General features: G+C 24.6%; 12 protein-coding genes. 1 reads left to right on the top strand and 11 read right to left on the bottom strand.

Annotated elements, in window-relative coordinates; genetic code table 11:
- Positions 1 to 24: 24 nt before the first annotated feature.
- From HPY57_14610 to HPY57_14560, 11 genes are all read right to left on the bottom strand, one after another.
- Positions 25 to 1,299 (bottom strand): CCA tRNA nucleotidyltransferase, encoded by a 1,275-nt coding sequence (locus tag HPY57_14610; protein NPV12995.1) that lies wholly within the window; start codon positions 1,297 to 1,299, stop codon positions 25 to 27.
- A 1-nt stretch (position 1,300) separates the two neighbouring features.
- The gene (locus HPY57_14605; GenBank protein ID NPV12994.1) at positions 1,301 to 1,510 is read right to left on the bottom strand and encodes a hypothetical protein; all 210 of its coding nucleotides are present in this window, start codon (positions 1,508 to 1,510) and stop codon (positions 1,301 to 1,303) included.
- A gap of 52 nt (positions 1,511 to 1,562) precedes the next feature.
- Entirely contained in the window at positions 1,563 to 3,758 is a 2,196-nt protein-coding gene (locus HPY57_14600) for a hypothetical protein (protein ID NPV12993.1), read from the bottom strand.
- A 127-nt stretch (positions 3,759 to 3,885) separates the two neighbouring features.
- A complete protein-coding gene (locus tag HPY57_14595; protein NPV12992.1) occupies positions 3,886 to 4,683 on the bottom strand; it encodes a hypothetical protein in 798 nt (265 codons plus the stop codon).
- A 91-nt stretch (positions 4,684 to 4,774) separates the two neighbouring features.
- Positions 4,775 to 5,935, bottom strand: a complete 1,161-nt coding sequence (locus HPY57_14590) for a 30S ribosomal protein S1 (protein NPV12991.1) — start codon at positions 5,933 to 5,935, stop codon at positions 4,775 to 4,777.
- 215 nt (positions 5,936 to 6,150) lie between these two features.
- Positions 6,151 to 6,537: a hypothetical protein gene (locus HPY57_14585; protein ID NPV12990.1), complete on the bottom strand. Its 387-nt coding sequence runs from the start codon at positions 6,535 to 6,537 to the stop codon at positions 6,151 to 6,153.
- Positions 6,538 to 6,562: 25 nt separating this feature from the next.
- Positions 6,563 to 7,099 carry a hypothetical protein gene (locus HPY57_14580; GenBank protein NPV12989.1) on the bottom strand — a complete coding sequence of 179 codons (537 nt, stop codon included), beginning with the start codon at positions 7,097 to 7,099 and terminating at the stop codon, positions 6,563 to 6,565.
- Positions 7,100 to 7,514: 415 nt separating this feature from the next.
- The gene (locus tag HPY57_14575) at positions 7,515 to 9,623 is read right to left on the bottom strand and encodes a hypothetical protein (GenBank protein ID NPV12988.1); all 2,109 of its coding nucleotides are present in this window, start codon (positions 9,621 to 9,623) and stop codon (positions 7,515 to 7,517) included.
- Positions 9,624 to 9,671: 48 nt separating this feature from the next.
- A complete protein-coding gene (locus HPY57_14570; GenBank protein NPV12987.1) occupies positions 9,672 to 10,430 on the bottom strand; it encodes a hypothetical protein in 759 nt (252 codons plus the stop codon).
- Between the two features lie 154 nt (positions 10,431 to 10,584).
- A complete protein-coding gene (locus HPY57_14565; protein NPV12986.1) occupies positions 10,585 to 11,100 on the bottom strand; it encodes a hypothetical protein in 516 nt (171 codons plus the stop codon).
- 24 nt (positions 11,101 to 11,124) lie between these two features.
- Positions 11,125 to 11,433: a hypothetical protein gene (locus tag HPY57_14560; GenBank protein ID NPV12985.1), complete on the bottom strand. Its 309-nt coding sequence runs from the start codon at positions 11,431 to 11,433 to the stop codon at positions 11,125 to 11,127.
- Between the two features lie 111 nt (positions 11,434 to 11,544).
- Between HPY57_14560 and HPY57_14555 the strand changes: the two genes are divergently transcribed.
- Positions 11,545 to 14,841, top strand: coding sequence for a hypothetical protein (locus HPY57_14555; protein ID NPV12984.1), 3,297 nt, complete (start codon positions 11,545 to 11,547; stop codon positions 14,839 to 14,841).
- Positions 14,842 to 14,908: the final 67 nt, after the last annotated feature.

Genomic DNA, 14,908 nt, shown 5'->3' with positions numbered 1-14,908 from the left:
TTAAATAGTAAATTTTTAAGTATTTCACATCATTATATATTCATTTTTAAATCTAATTAATTCTCTACGTTCTTTTTCAGTTTCAATGGCTTTACCTTTAAAACCTTGGGCCATTAGATCGTTACCATCCACAATAAAACCGTCATTACAATATTTTAAAAACGCTTCCATAAATTTTATATTTAATCCATATTCATCAACAAAATCTCTTATCAATTGTTCGTCTATATGGAACTTCTCTTTTAATTTTGCCAATCTATAAACATCTTCTAGTTTAGAAATTTTATATGTTTCTAAGAAATCCAATTGATTTACTAAATCAATAGTAAACTTTAAATCTCTAACCATCATTTTCTTTTTACCAGCAATATCATCTTTGTTAAATAAACCATAAAATATAATAGCATTATTTAAAGATTCAACTTCAATAGTTGTATCAACTATCATACCAGGGAACATTTGTTTCCACATATCATATTCAGTTAATAAATCAATATAATTCTGCATCATTTTAGAACTGTTTGCCTTTTGAGCATGTTCTAACATTTTATTCCATTCTTCGTGTATTCTTTCTTGTGATACATCATCTTTTGGTCCAATACCTCTTAATCTATTATCCTCTTTAATTGCATTAGAAGTTGTCTGATCAATATTACCACCAGTTCTAGCAGCAAATCTTAACACTCTTAAAATTCTTAATCTATCTTCATCAAATCTTTCTTTTGGATCACCAACAGCTCTTATAACATTATTTTTTAAATCATTAACACCACCAACTAAATCTACGATTTCTTTTTTGTTAATATCATAAAATAAAGCATTTATAGTTAAGTCTCTACGCTTAACATCATCGTTAATTGTAATATGACTACCAATTTCTACTTTTTGTTCATCACCTTTTACATCACGACCTTTTGCAATGTCTTTTCTATATGTGGCAATCTCATAACCTTTTGGTTCATCTTTTGTGTAAATTCTAAGAACACCAAAATTTTTACCTTGTTCATCAGAAACATTCCAACCTTTAAGTATTTGTTTTGTTTCTTCTGGTTGCGCATTTGTAACAATGTCAAAATCGTGTGGTTGTTTACCTTGTAGAAAATCTCTAACGGCACCACCGACAACAAAAAGGTCTTTACCAGCATTGTGAAACAATCTGGCTATTTGCTCAATATCTTTAGGTATTGGCATATAAGTTGGTATATTCTTTTCTAATATAAATCTTTTATATGTTTTCATCAATTTTAATGCAGTATACATTACAATGTTACTATTTATAAAATTTTCAAAAGTTTTCATACTATTTATATTTTTGTCCATCGACTATAACATAATCGATATCCTCATACTCGATAATTTCAAGCTCAAATGTTTTTTCATTTGTTGCTAAAACCGCAGCAGGATTATAATATGGTCGTGGTCTTAAAAATAAGATTCTACCATCTTTTGTGTAAATTACAAATTGATTTTTAAAACTTTGAATCAATTTGTCAAATCTTTTGTATGTCATAACAATTTATTATTTTTTAAGATATAGTTTTGAATTAGGTCTACACTTTTGTTTATAAATTTTCTATATTTTTTTCATTTTCACTTTTTATTTTTAAATATTCTTCAAAATTATATATTTTGTTTTCACCATAAATTGCTTGTCTATACATTAATGGTGTATTTTTCTTGAATTTTTTTCTAAATAAATTATCACCACTTTTTTGACTATCTTCTAAGAAAGTAATACCAAGTTCTTTTAAAGGTATTGTTCTTGTAACTTTAACTTTATGTTTATATTCGTCTGTAATGATATATATATAATTACCAGTATCATATGACCAATCCGATAAATCATAATCTGCTTTTTCTATTTCTGTAACAATGTGTTGTATTAATTCAACATTATTTATAAGTGATACCCAAGTAGATAAAATTTTAATATCATATGGTTCCGTGTTTCCATTATGTGATGTTCTAAACCATAATCTACCTAGAAATAATTCATCGTATAAATAATTACCACCATTTTGAACTAGAAAAGGACAGTTTGAAAAATGACTTTCAGACCAATAACCAATCCATAATTCTCCTAAATCTTCTGGTTTTAATTTATATTTTGCTACTTTATCATTTTTAATAATAAATGCAAAAGGTTTTGCAACATCTTTATCATCATAAGATGAATATGTTGTATTTTTTCTATCTGGATCTAAAGTAGTTATATTATCAGGCGATTCAAATAATTTTTCAATATATTGATTTATTACTTTTTCTTTTATCATTTTAGCATGTTCTAATATTTCTTCTTCTGACTTTTCTTCGTGTTCATCTATATTACATAAATAATTAAATCTTAATTTAAAACCATTATATTCTGTAACAGATTGAACATCAGTTTCACATTTTACATCAAATACTATTTCATCACCTTCAATTCTTATATCTTCCACAGCATCATTTGTTGAATGTTGTTGTTTTAATTCATGGAGGGTTTCTACCAACTTAGGATCATAATTTTCATATTTACTCCATATACCTTTTTTATCATTCAATATATTTAGTTCGCCTTTGGCAATTTCTAATGCTTTCTTATATTCTTCATTTTCAGGATATTTATCAATTAACATTTGAATACTATCAATTATCATTTGTTGATTTTTTGCAGTTTTTATACCTTTACCAATTATAGTATAACTAAAACCATTTTTGATTTCTTTTGCTGTTAGATTAGGAAATTCACTAAATTCATTTAATTCTTCTTCAGTTGGAAGTCTATAAATAGTATATTGAAATATTGATGGTTTTGAAGTATCTATTTTTTCATCAGTCAAATTAACAATTCTTTTTAAATATTCTTTAGATTCTAGTTTTATTTCAAACCCATGTTCTTTTGCAACATTTTCTATTTTATCAAATGTTTCTTGATCTTCACTTGCGAGAAAGTATAGTTTATTATCCTTAATTTCAAAATTATGTCCATACCCAGAATCTTTTAATATATCTCGTAATTTATTTATTTCTTCACCTATACCTACATAGTATGACTCTTTTAAATTAAATCTATCAAAATTAATTTTTTCTATTTCAAACCTATGAAACTTATCTATTGGTAAATCATAAGCATCCATAAACCGATTTATTTTTGTCATTAATTCTATCAAATCACTTTTATAATTAATATCATTATAAGAACCTGCCCAAATTTGATAATGATTAAATAAATTATCCAATTTTCTTAAATATCTTTCTTCATCTTTAATTCTAGGATAATTATCATATGCTGCAAATCTCAATTTTCGATAAAGATCGATAATACCTAATTGTTTAACCACAGGATTTTCTAATGATTCTTTAACGTGTTTCCATTCATCAGCCAATCTATCAATTTCTTCTTTTGAAATGTCTTGCAACTCACCCATATCTCTATCGGCTTTATTATGTGCGCTAACATATTCAAAAAAATCTTCATTATCATATTCTGGATGTTCTTCCACAAATTTAGAAATATAATCACAACCAAAATCACAATAGTTATTGGATTCAGTTAAATAATATTTTTCTATTTCTTTTAATTCATCTAACGAATAAGAATATAAGGATCTTGGTGCTAAAAAATCAGTTTTTAATTTTTCATTCCAGTGTTGTGATAATCTTTCAATTATATCTAATTTTTGATTCTCTTCTGAAAGTTCTGGCTTTTTATCAGCAAAATACATTACTCCCTGACTTTCATTTAATGAATCTATATTAAATCTTTTAAGTTTCATAAAAATGCTTTTAGTTTTATTTATATATTAAAAATGAATATGAATAAATAAAAAAAAGACTTCCAAAGAAGTCTTTTTAAGTATTTTTGAATTATTTTATTTAACAATATTCTATATACAAACAATTTTATTTATATTTAAATAAAATTTTACTTATAATTGGATTTCTTACAATATCATAACTATCAAATCTAACTATTCCAATTTCTTCAAAATCTTTAAATTTATCTAATGCGTCTTGTAAACCATTATGATTTTTAATATCCGATTGTTCCAAGTCACCAGAAATAATAAACTTACTATTAAAACCTATACGAGTTATCATAGTTTTCATCTGAAGTGCTGTGGTATTTTGTGCTTCTTCACAAATTAGAATTGAGTTATCAATATTAACACCTCTCAAAAAACCAATAGCTAAAGGTTCAATTATTCCTAATTCTATTAATTTTTTTCTATTTTGTTTTCCAATAACTTTATCAATTAGATAAAAAGTTGAAAATAAATAATAACCTAACTTCTCCATTAAATCGCCAGGCATAAATCCTAAATGCGAACCATCTAATTCTACATTTGGTGTCACTATGTAGATTTTCTGATAGTTATTTTCAGAATGTGCCAAAAGTTCAAGAGCTTTTGCAACAGATATGTAAGATTTACCAACACCTGCAGGACCGACTGCTATTGTGATTTCTTTTGTTCCAATACTTGTTAATAATTCTTTTTGTTTTTTATTTTTACCTCTAATTTGTAATTTTGTACCGTATAAAATTTCTGCTATTTGCTTATTGTTTAATGGTATATTTTTTTCTTGTCCGTTTTCTATAATGGTTATTAACTTCTTTTCAAAATTAATTGTTTCTTTTTTACCATTTCCATTATTGTTTCCGTTACTATTACCATTACCATTAGACTTTTTTTTAGCCATAAAATATATTTGTTTTTTATTATATATTTTCATATGTTTGAACCAATGAAAAATATGTAATAAAAACCCACCGAAGTGGGTTTTTTATTTATTAATCGTGAAAGTCAAGATAAATTTTTCTATCATCTTTTATGACTGAAACAACCTTAACTTTAACAGTATCACCTTTATTAAAGTCTTTTTTACCAGCCTTTTCAATATAGGTGTTTTGAATAAGACCTGTCGTTTCGTCATCAAGTGCAACCAATAAACCGAAAGGTTTTACCGACTTAATAACACCTTCTTTCACTTGACCTACTCTAATAGTATCCCATAAACTTTCACGTAGAATTTGTGTGAGAATTATTTTATCTCCTTTTAAAATATCTCTTATATAAAAATCTATAAGCATACCAGGTTTGATTTCTGAGATCCTTTCTTGCCAATCTGTGGCGACATTTACCTTATGAATCATACCTGTAAGACATTCATTGAATTCAACAAAAATTCCAAAATCTTTCGTACCGGTAACAGTACCAGTGTAAACTTTCTCAGGATTTTCCTTTTTTTGTTTTTTCAGTTTTTTGATTTCATCTGAAATTAAAGAATTTAGATACTTTTTACGAGATACAACATAAACGCCTTTTTCTTGTTGTAATGTTTCAAGCATTACATTAATATCTTGTCCAACTAATCCCTGTGATTGTTCAGGTGTAAGTTTATTAACACCTGCCAATGTATTTGGCATAAATGCTGTGATTAAAATGTTGTCCATTTCGATATCAAGCATGAAACCAGCAGGTATAATCTCTGATACGTGAGCAAGTAATGCTTTGTTTTCATTGTAATAATGACGTAATTTATTAGCAACATCTATTTTGATAAGTTCTGTAATAGAACCTTTAATTTCATAAGGATTATCTTTAATTGATGTAATCATCACATTAATTTCATCACCTAATTTAAGGTTTTGAACGATTTTTAAATCTGATGATTTTAAATCAACATAAATAGAATCCTTGTAATTAATGTCAATTACAATTTCTCTTTTTGAAATTTTGGAAATTAAACCTGTTATAACATCACCAACATTAATTTGTGGTAATTGTGGCATATCATGAAGTGCATCTAAAAACCGTTTGTAAGGTGGAGTAAAAGTTTTGTTGTATTTTCCACTTTGGTTAAATTTTAAAATTCCATACATTTCATTTTCTAAATTTACCCAAAAATTCTCATCAACTAATCCTTCTTTTTTTCTTAATGTTTTACTCATAAATTATTTTTTTTTAAGTTAATAAATTTGTTTAATTCTAAGTTTTTTATTCTTTATTTTTAAAAAAGTTTTATTTTAAATTTTACTTAATCTTTTATTTTATAATATATCTAACTTTTTCATATATTTATACTATTTTTTTAAATAAGTTTAAATAAAAAACCAGTGTTTTTAGACACTGGTTTATAAAATATTAATGTTATTTTTTAGATTAACTACTCATATTTCAAGTCAATAGTTTTGAAATAATTTTTTAGCATTTGAGCTTTTTCATATTCTTCTTGTAAAATGTAGTTATTCATTTTTTCAACTAATTCATCTTCAGAATCTAAGTATGAAAAGACATCATTTTTGGTTATATCTACTGAAATCTTTTTGGTCTTTTTATTATAAATGATTTCATAATGTAGTCTTTTTCTAATTTCTTTTACATCTAAATCTTTATCAAAGTCTTTAATTTTATTCAGATAATCTGATTCGGTTATTTCCATAACGAATTGTTCATTAAATGCTTTCTTTTTTGTTAAGAAATCTACTAAATCCTTTGAATTTTCAAATAAATTTACTAAATAAATTAAATTCTGTTTAAACTTTTTTGTCATAACTTTAACATTTATTTTTTGGAAATTAAATGCCATTATTATCAAGTTTACCAGGTTTGAAATTAATGGGTACATCAAAAATAGATTTACTTGTTTTGATGTCATCATCATCTAACTCCCAACGAATGTCAATAAAGTTGTATCTAAATGATACTGTAAAAGTTTTTTCAGCAATATCATACTGTTGATATCCAAGACGAATTTCGCTAATACTCTTTAAAAGAACCTCTTCAAATATAATAGTATATATTAAATTACCATCTTTGTCTATTATTTCTAATGTAAACATTGGTATTTGATTCTTATCATTATTCAAATAAAATTCCATTAAAATCTGAAGCATTATAAAATAATTTAACCAAGAATCTACAGAACGAAAAGTTATTTCTAATTCATTTGTAAATGTATCAAATACTGACTTTGAATCTTTCCAACCAACTATCTTACCTCTTCTTAATCTCTGTTCTTTGTTTTCAAATGAAGCACTTGGAAAAACAACTTCTTTTATAGTTGAGTTAATGTAATCAATTACAGAATCATAAGGAATAAAATTCTTATCCATTAACTTTTGAAATTGATCATATAACCAAGGTTCAATAAAATCTACGGGAAAATTAAATATAAATTGCGAATTTTGACTTGATATTCTCATTATTAATTAATTATATATTTGAATTTTTATTTCTACTATAAAATTAAAAATGAACTTTTATATTTATATATAAAATAAAACAAACTAAAAAAAAAAATATAATTTTATAAAAAAATAAATAGAAACTCTTTCTTGAATAAAAACTCGAAATTGAAATATCGAGTTTCATTATATGAACGTTTACATAAATTTAATTTTTTATGATTAATTATTTAGTTTATTGAATTTTGTATTTTATAATATTTACCAAAAAGGTTATTAAAATTATAATAGTGTATAGTAAGTATTGTAATAATGGAAAATTTATCAATATAGTTAAATTTTATTACTGATTAAATCTATTTTGTTGTTGATTTATTCTATCAGCAGTTGCACAATTAAAGCCTAAAACTCTATCCTTAATATTTTGTAAATTAACTGAACTAGTTCCAGTTGTATCAGCACCAACACAAAAAGGAATAGGTATAACTTCAGATACACTATTTTGTGTCTTTATATCTTCTATAATCGCAGGTGATACATTTAATAAGAAATAGAAATATGTTAAAGTACTTGAATTACCAGCAGGTTTTTTAAGATAAATATTAACAGCTAAACCTTTTAAATAATTTTCAAAAATTCCTACATTAGCGTCTGGTTTTAAGAATATAATTAAATTTGAGTTTGGAGAAGTCATAGATATTGCACCAAAATTTGATGTATTATTTATCATTTGTTGCAATTCTTGTGTTGTTAAACCAAGGTCTGAAAAATCACCGTAATCAAATCCAGTTGATTTTGCAGCAGTTGTATCAACAAATGTTACTTTCTCAAAATCAACCCACTTACCAGAATATAACATTGATCTAATACCAGTTTTATTTGAATTTATTGTTATATAAAAATTTTGATTTGATTTTGACATTTTTTTAAGAGTTATAACATCAGATTGTTCAATTCTAAAAACTATAACACCATTTTCAAAATCATTTTGATCAGTATCTTGCCATATTTCTTTTTCTAAAAATTCTGTATCAGTTTTAAAAGATAATGTTATTTTAGAATTTTCTGTTATTTTAGTCAAATCATACGGTGTTGCAGTTCCATTTGCATCAACAGAAGATGCAATATTAAATTTTACAACATTACCAAAAGGATTTATAATTATTTCTGTTAAACCCATTGGTTTGTATTCTGACGTAATAGAAGGACTTGAACTTACCAATATATTAAATCTATCTGAAATTACAGGATAGTTTACTTTTGTAATATCAATATCCGACACTTTATTTGAAGTTAAAATTTGTGTTTGACTTGGTGCTTTTAAATTGTATATCTTTGGTTTAAAAACATTATTCATATTTAATCGTGTCAAAGTCTTACCATACTTTAATACTTGTGTGGTTAAACTAATTGATGCAAATCTTTCAATTTGTGATTTATCAACTAAATCAATAACTCTCATTGTAACATCTATTGAAGCGGTTGTGTTTGTAAAACTTAAAACTGGACGATACCATAGTTTTTTTGTAAAGTTTTCCTCTACAACAAATGTTTGAGTGTGCATCAGTATATTTTCTTCAAATAAACTTACTTCGTATTCTAATTTAACCTTTCTACCTTTTGCTGTCAGTTCATCAATAAATTCATCCATACTTTCATTAGAACCACCATAAGAACCATATATTTCAAAATAATCTCCATCTTTCGCTTCAACAATATTTGCTGCTAAGTCCATATATTCAGGAACTTTGGCAATACTCTTTTTAAATAATTCAGATAAATAATAATATGTGTTACCTAATACAGTTTCTTTACTTACAACAAAAGCAAATTCAATAAATATCGGTGATTCTTGACTGATACCAACACCTTTTGTCAAGTTATAGTTTATGCTATTTGTAGTTGGTAAATTTGTACCAACACTTGATGTTCTTTGTTTAGAAACCGCATCAATAGATGGGATATCATATGTTATATATTTACCCCAACTTTGTTCATCATAAAAGAATTCTTTATTTAATACCAAAATACTATCGGCACCAATTTCAGTATCATTGTATAAAAATGAACTAAACTCCACTATATTTTTATTATTATAATCATAGGAATATATTTTAATCCAAAGACCAATATATCCATTGTCTGAGAAAGAATAAGTTGTAGGTAGATGTAATCTCAATTTATCAAATTGTACATATGGTGTAGTATAATTTTCTAATTTAAGATAGTTATATTTAGTAGTATCAATTTTTGCGTATTTTTTAATAATTGGATCTATTGCAAATATAGTATTATTAATATTATTTAACCCAGATTTAGACATATAACCTCTTTTATTAGAGATTAAGTCTGTCACAACTTGATAATCATCTGTTTTTAGATTGTCTGAATCATAAATCCATTCTAATAATACATTCTGATGTATTTTTATAAATTTTGATGATGTTGCCATTTTAATATATTAGATTTTACTGTATATATTAAACCAATGCAACTGAAATTAATTTTTAATTTTGATTTTAGAATTTGAGCTTGATTTTGAATCTTTTAATACACCATCATATACTATTGTTGACATGTTATTAGAATATAAGTATAATTCTTCTGATTTGATATATACAGAACTACTATCGTATGAGTTTATTGTTGAAACTCCACAATTTGCCGATGAATTGTCAAATGATGTAAAATCATAAATATTTAAAAATAAATATTGTATTGTACCATACAATACAAATTCAACATCATCTTTTATTGTGATATTTATTTTAAAACATTTTAAACCAGCCAATATATATGATGAGTTAGAACATTTTATATTTATTGTATCTATCTCACCTGATATAAATAAATTTCCATCACCTTTGATGTCAAGATTAAATGTTTGTGATGTAACAAATATAGTAGCATTGACTTTTTCAGTAAAATCAAGTTTCAAACTTTCTAAAAATAAATTGGTTGGTGTTTTAATAGTAACATTACCACTTGCCTTTATAGATTTAAGATTTCTCACAACCAAATAAACTTCAACTGGTTTACTACTTTCTTTCGTATTTTCTAAAAAATAAACACCATCCCTGTAGTCTGTTTTTATGCTTTTTGTCAACCATATAGGTGCATGTATATACATATCATCTGAATCACCTTGAAATATAGATATTTCAAAATTTCCTTTGATAACCAAATCTGTTATAGTATTGCCTTGACAATAAGATAAAAAACTATAAAGAATTAATAATATAGTAAATAAGTATTTCATGGAGATTTTCTCTGTTTTCAATTATTTCAAAAACCCAAATTTAAAATACAAAATTCAATAAACTAAATAATTAATCATAAAAAGTATAATTTAGAACTAAACTTTTATGACTTGAATTTTGCCTGAAAACATTTAATTCTGTTTGAAAGTCTTCTTACTTTTCGACTTTTTCGCCTTTCTCGGCTTTTTTCTTCTTTTGTTCTTCACGCCATCTTTTTAGTCCAGCACCTTTTTCTTCTTTTACTTCTTTGCCAAATTCATCAAACTTTTTAATTTTTTCTTTCTTTTCCTTTTTAGGACCTAGTGCTGGTCTTTCTTTCTTTATATTTTTTTCTTTACCATCAGGATCTTTTGCCTTATCACCTATAAAATAGAATGCTGCAGAATATTTATCGGCACCAGTGCCAATCCAGAATGATTCACTTTCAACTTTTTCTTTCTTTGATAGAGGTTCATGAGTAATATCATCAATCACATCTCTACAGATTTTCGAAATATCTTTTTCATCTTTGAATTTATTTTCAATTTTCTTAATCATATCAGCTCTTGATAACTTATTTTTTGTAAGTTCATCTTTAAGAAAATCTAATATCTTTTTTTCTAATTCAACCTTTTCAGATTTCTTAGCAGCTTCGTTAAGGTCAAAATTATTAAATCTTGCTAGTTTCATTTTAATTCTTATTATTTTTTTTAATTATATATTAATTTTTAAGTTTATTTTTTTTGGTGAAGTATAAAGTGGTATCCATTCCGAACCATATCCTTTTATTCCATTCCAACCTTCTTTTTTCCAATTCGTTAATTCTTTAAGTATGTGGAAAAGTTCTAATTCTATATTTAGTGAAAATATTGTACCAGGAATTTTTATATCATCTTCATCATATAAAGATTGCAATTCATTTAATACTTCATTCAAATCATATTCACCATACAACATTAATGTTGAAGGATTAACTTTTAATCCTTCATTTAATTTAATTTCATTAAATTTTTGTATTTTCATAATTTTTGTTTATTTTTTTTTAACTTATCTAATCATTTATTATTTATATATAAAAATTCTCAAACAAAATAATAAATTTGAAGTAAAAAGTTAAAATCTTATTGATAATATATGACAAATAAAACGATTGAACAACGTTATAAAAAATTATCACAAAGAGAACATGTTTTACAAAGACCAGAAACTTATATAGGTTCTATAAATACAGAATTAAAAAAATCATTTATTATAGATGATATTGAAAATGTTGATAATATAAAAATAATTAATAAAATAGTTAAATATAATCCTGGTTTCATAAAAATATTTGATGAAATTGTTACAAATGCATCAGATCATTATATTAGAACAGGAAAAGTAAAATATATTAAAATAAATATTTATACAGATCACATTGTTGTTGAAAATGATGGTCCTGGTGTACCTGTTGAAATACACAAAGAACATAAAATTTATATACCAGAAATGATTTTTGGTAATTTATTAGCTGGTGAAAATTTTGATGATATTGAAGATAGAGTTGTTGGTGGTCGTAATGGTATTGGTGCTAAAGCAACAAATATATTTTCAAAACGATTTATTGTTGAAACATCTGATGGTAAAAATAATTATTATCAAGAATTTTCTGATAATTTAAATGTTATAAAAAAACCACAAATATCAAAATCATCTAAAAATTATACAAGAATTACATATTATCCTGATTTTGAAAAATTTGGATTAGAATCTATTACACCAGAATTAGAACAAATTCTAATGAAAAGGGTAGTGGATATTTCAGTATATTGTCCTAAAGTTAAAGTTTATTATAATGATAAACTGATACCTATGAAAACATTTAAAGACTACATGAAAATGTATCTTACCCCAGAAATGGAAATGTTTTATGAAAGATTAAATAATGATTGGGAAGTTGGTATATCTTTATCATCAGATGATATGTTTCAGCAAGTATCAATGGTTAATGGTATATCAACTATTAATGGTGGTTCTCATGTTAATTATATTACAAATCAAATAGTTTCAAAACTAATAGAAACACTTGAAAAAAAGAATAAAAAAATTAAAATAAAATCAAATGATGTTAAAAATAAATTATTTATATTTTTAAATAGTAAAGTTATAAATCCTACATTTGATTCTCAAACAAAAGAAACATTAACAAATAAATTAACACAAAAAGATATAGGTAATGTAAATGTTTCTGATAAACTTATTAAACAACTTGCACAATCCAATATAGTTGAAGATATTTTAAATTATATTCAATTAAAAGAAAATGCAGAACTAAAGAAACTTAATAAAGGTAAAATTTCAAAAGTAAAAATAAAAAAACTTGATGATGCAAATTTTGCTGGTACATCTCAATCTGAAAAATGTATGTTATTTTTAGCAGAAGGTGATTCTGCTGCAGGTACAGTTCTTACAGGTTTTGCTTCAACAGGTAGAGATTATTTTGGTTGTTTTCCATTAAAAGGTAAACCATTAAATGTTAGAGATATACCTTTAAGTAAAATTACAAGTAAAGATTCAAAAGAAGGTGAAGAAATAAGGTATATTGTTGATGCTCTTGGATTAGAATTTGGTAAAAAATATACAAGCACGAAAGAATTAAGATATGGAAAACTTGTAATTATGTCTGATGCAGATAATGATGGTAGTCATATTAAAGGTCTTATTATTAATATGTTTGAAACATTTTGGAAAGAATTATTAGAATTAGATTTTCTTTATGAGTTTGTTACACCTATTGTAAAAATTGAGAAAGGAAAACAATCTAAATTCTTTTATAAGTTGGATGAATATGAGAAATGGAAAAAAACAAAACAGAGTGATTGGTTTGTAACATATTATAAAGGTCTTGGTACTATTGAACCAAATGAAGCAAAATATTTTTTTAAAAATATTAATAAACACCTTATTAAATTTCATTACGATAAACCAGAAGAAACAAAAGAAATTATTGATTTAGTATTTAGGAAGAAAAGATCAGATGATAGAAAAAATTGGTTATTAAACTATAAACCTGGTCTTAAAATTGATAAGTTTGTTGATAAAACAACTTTTGTATCTTTCTTTAACAAAGAGTTTATTGAATTTTCAATGGCTGATAATATTCGTTCCATTCCATCTGTTGTTGATGGTTTAAAACCTTCACAAAGAAAGGTTCTTTATACAATGCTAAAAAACAATTATAAAAATAAAATAAAAGTATCAAACCTTTCTGGTGCTGTAATGGAAAAATCTTCTTATCATCATGGGCCTCAATCACTTGAAGATACTATTATAAAAATGGCTCAAAATATCGTAGGTACAAATAATATAAATCTTTTACAACCATTAGGAAATTTTGGTACTAGATTAAAAGGTGGTAGTGATGCTGCAAGCTCAAGGTATATTTTTACAATACTTTCCGATATAACAAGAAATATTTTTATAGATAAAGATGATAATATATTGAATTATTTAGAAGATGATGGTTTTCCAATTGAACCACAATGGTACATACCAATAATACCAATGGTATTGGTTAATGGTGCGGAAGGTATTGGTACTGGTTGGTCAACAAAAATACCAAATTATGATCCTAATGATATAATTAAATATTTAGTTTTAAAAATAAAAGATAAAGAGACTGAACAACTTTATCCTAAATATAAAGGTTTTAAAGGTAAAATAATATTTGACGCTGATAATAATAGATATATTACAAGAGGTATTATTAATAAAATTAATATGAGTACATTAAATATTAGCGAATTACCTATTGGTATGTGGAATGATAAATATTATGAAATCTTGGATAAATTAATAGAAGATAAGGTTATAAAAGATTATACTAAAAATGATACAGATATAAAAGTCGATATAACTATCAATATCGCAAGAGAAACACTTAAAAAAATTGAAGATGATAATAGTTTAATGGATGTTTTTAAATTAGAAACATATATTAATTTATCAAATATGCACTTATTCAATAAAGATGGTCAGATACATAAATATGAAAGTATTGACGAAATCATAAATGAATTTATTGAAGTAAGATTAGAATATTATCAAAAAAGAAAAGATTATATACTATCTCAATTAGAAAAAGATAGAAAAATATTATTCAATAAAATGAAATTTATCAATGAAATATTAAAAGGAACTATTGAATTAAATAATAAGAAAAAAGATGAGATTGAAAAAAAGATGGAAGAACTTGAAATATCTAAAATAGATAATTCATATTCTTATTTATTGAATATGTCATTAATTTCTTTAACAACAGAAAAATTATCTGAATTGAAAAAAATTTACACAGAAAAAAAGGAAGAAATTGAAACATTAACAAAAACTTCTATTAAACAATTATGGTTGAAAGATTTGAATGATTTGTATAATAAGTTGCAGATGATTTAAAAATAATATAATAAGTTATATTTTAATATGAAACTTTTAAACAAATATTTTTACTTATTATATTTAA

The organism is Ignavibacteria bacterium (genome assembly GCA_013177855.1).
In the GTDB taxonomy this organism is placed as follows: Bacteria; Bacteroidota; Ignavibacteria; order Ch128b; family Ch128b; genus Ch128b.
Note: the sequence above shows the minus strand (reverse complement) of the source record. Positions and strands in the feature narration are given on the sequence as shown.

Bases quoted from the DNA above. Each gene is read 5' to 3' on its own strand.
- HPY57_14590 (NPV12991.1), bottom strand. From the start codon at position 5,935: ATGAGTAAAACATTAAGAAAAAAAGAAGGATTAGTTGATGAGAATTTT.
- HPY57_14600 (NPV12993.1), bottom strand. From the start codon at position 3,758: ATGAAACTTAAAAGATTTAATATAGATTCATTAAATGAAAGTCAGGGA.
- HPY57_14610 (NPV12995.1), bottom strand. From the start codon at position 1,299: ATGAAAACTTTTGAAAATTTTATAAATAGTAACATTGTAATGTATACT.
- HPY57_14580 (NPV12989.1), bottom strand. From the start codon at position 7,099: ATGGATAAGAATTTTATTCCTTATGATTCTGTAATTGATTACATTAAC.
- HPY57_14595 (NPV12992.1), bottom strand. From the start codon at position 4,683: ATGGCTAAAAAAAAGTCTAATGGTAATGGTAATAGTAACGGAAACAAT.
- HPY57_14585 (NPV12990.1), bottom strand. From the start codon at position 6,537: ATGACAAAAAAGTTTAAACAGAATTTAATTTATTTAGTAAATTTATTT.
- HPY57_14565 (NPV12986.1), bottom strand. From the start codon at position 11,100: ATGAAACTAGCAAGATTTAATAATTTTGACCTTAACGAAGCTGCTAAG.
- HPY57_14560 (NPV12985.1), bottom strand. From the start codon at position 11,433: ATGAAAATACAAAAATTTAATGAAATTAAATTAAATGAAGGATTAAAA.
- HPY57_14555 (NPV12984.1), top strand. From the start codon at position 11,545: ATGACAAATAAAACGATTGAACAACGTTATAAAAAATTATCACAAAGA.
- HPY57_14570 (NPV12987.1), bottom strand. From the start codon at position 10,430: ATGAAATACTTATTTACTATATTATTAATTCTTTATAGTTTTTTATCT.
- HPY57_14575 (NPV12988.1), bottom strand. From the start codon at position 9,623: ATGGCAACATCATCAAAATTTATAAAAATACATCAGAATGTATTATTA.
- HPY57_14605 (NPV12994.1), bottom strand. From the start codon at position 1,510: ATGACATACAAAAGATTTGACAAATTGATTCAAAGTTTTAAAAATCAA.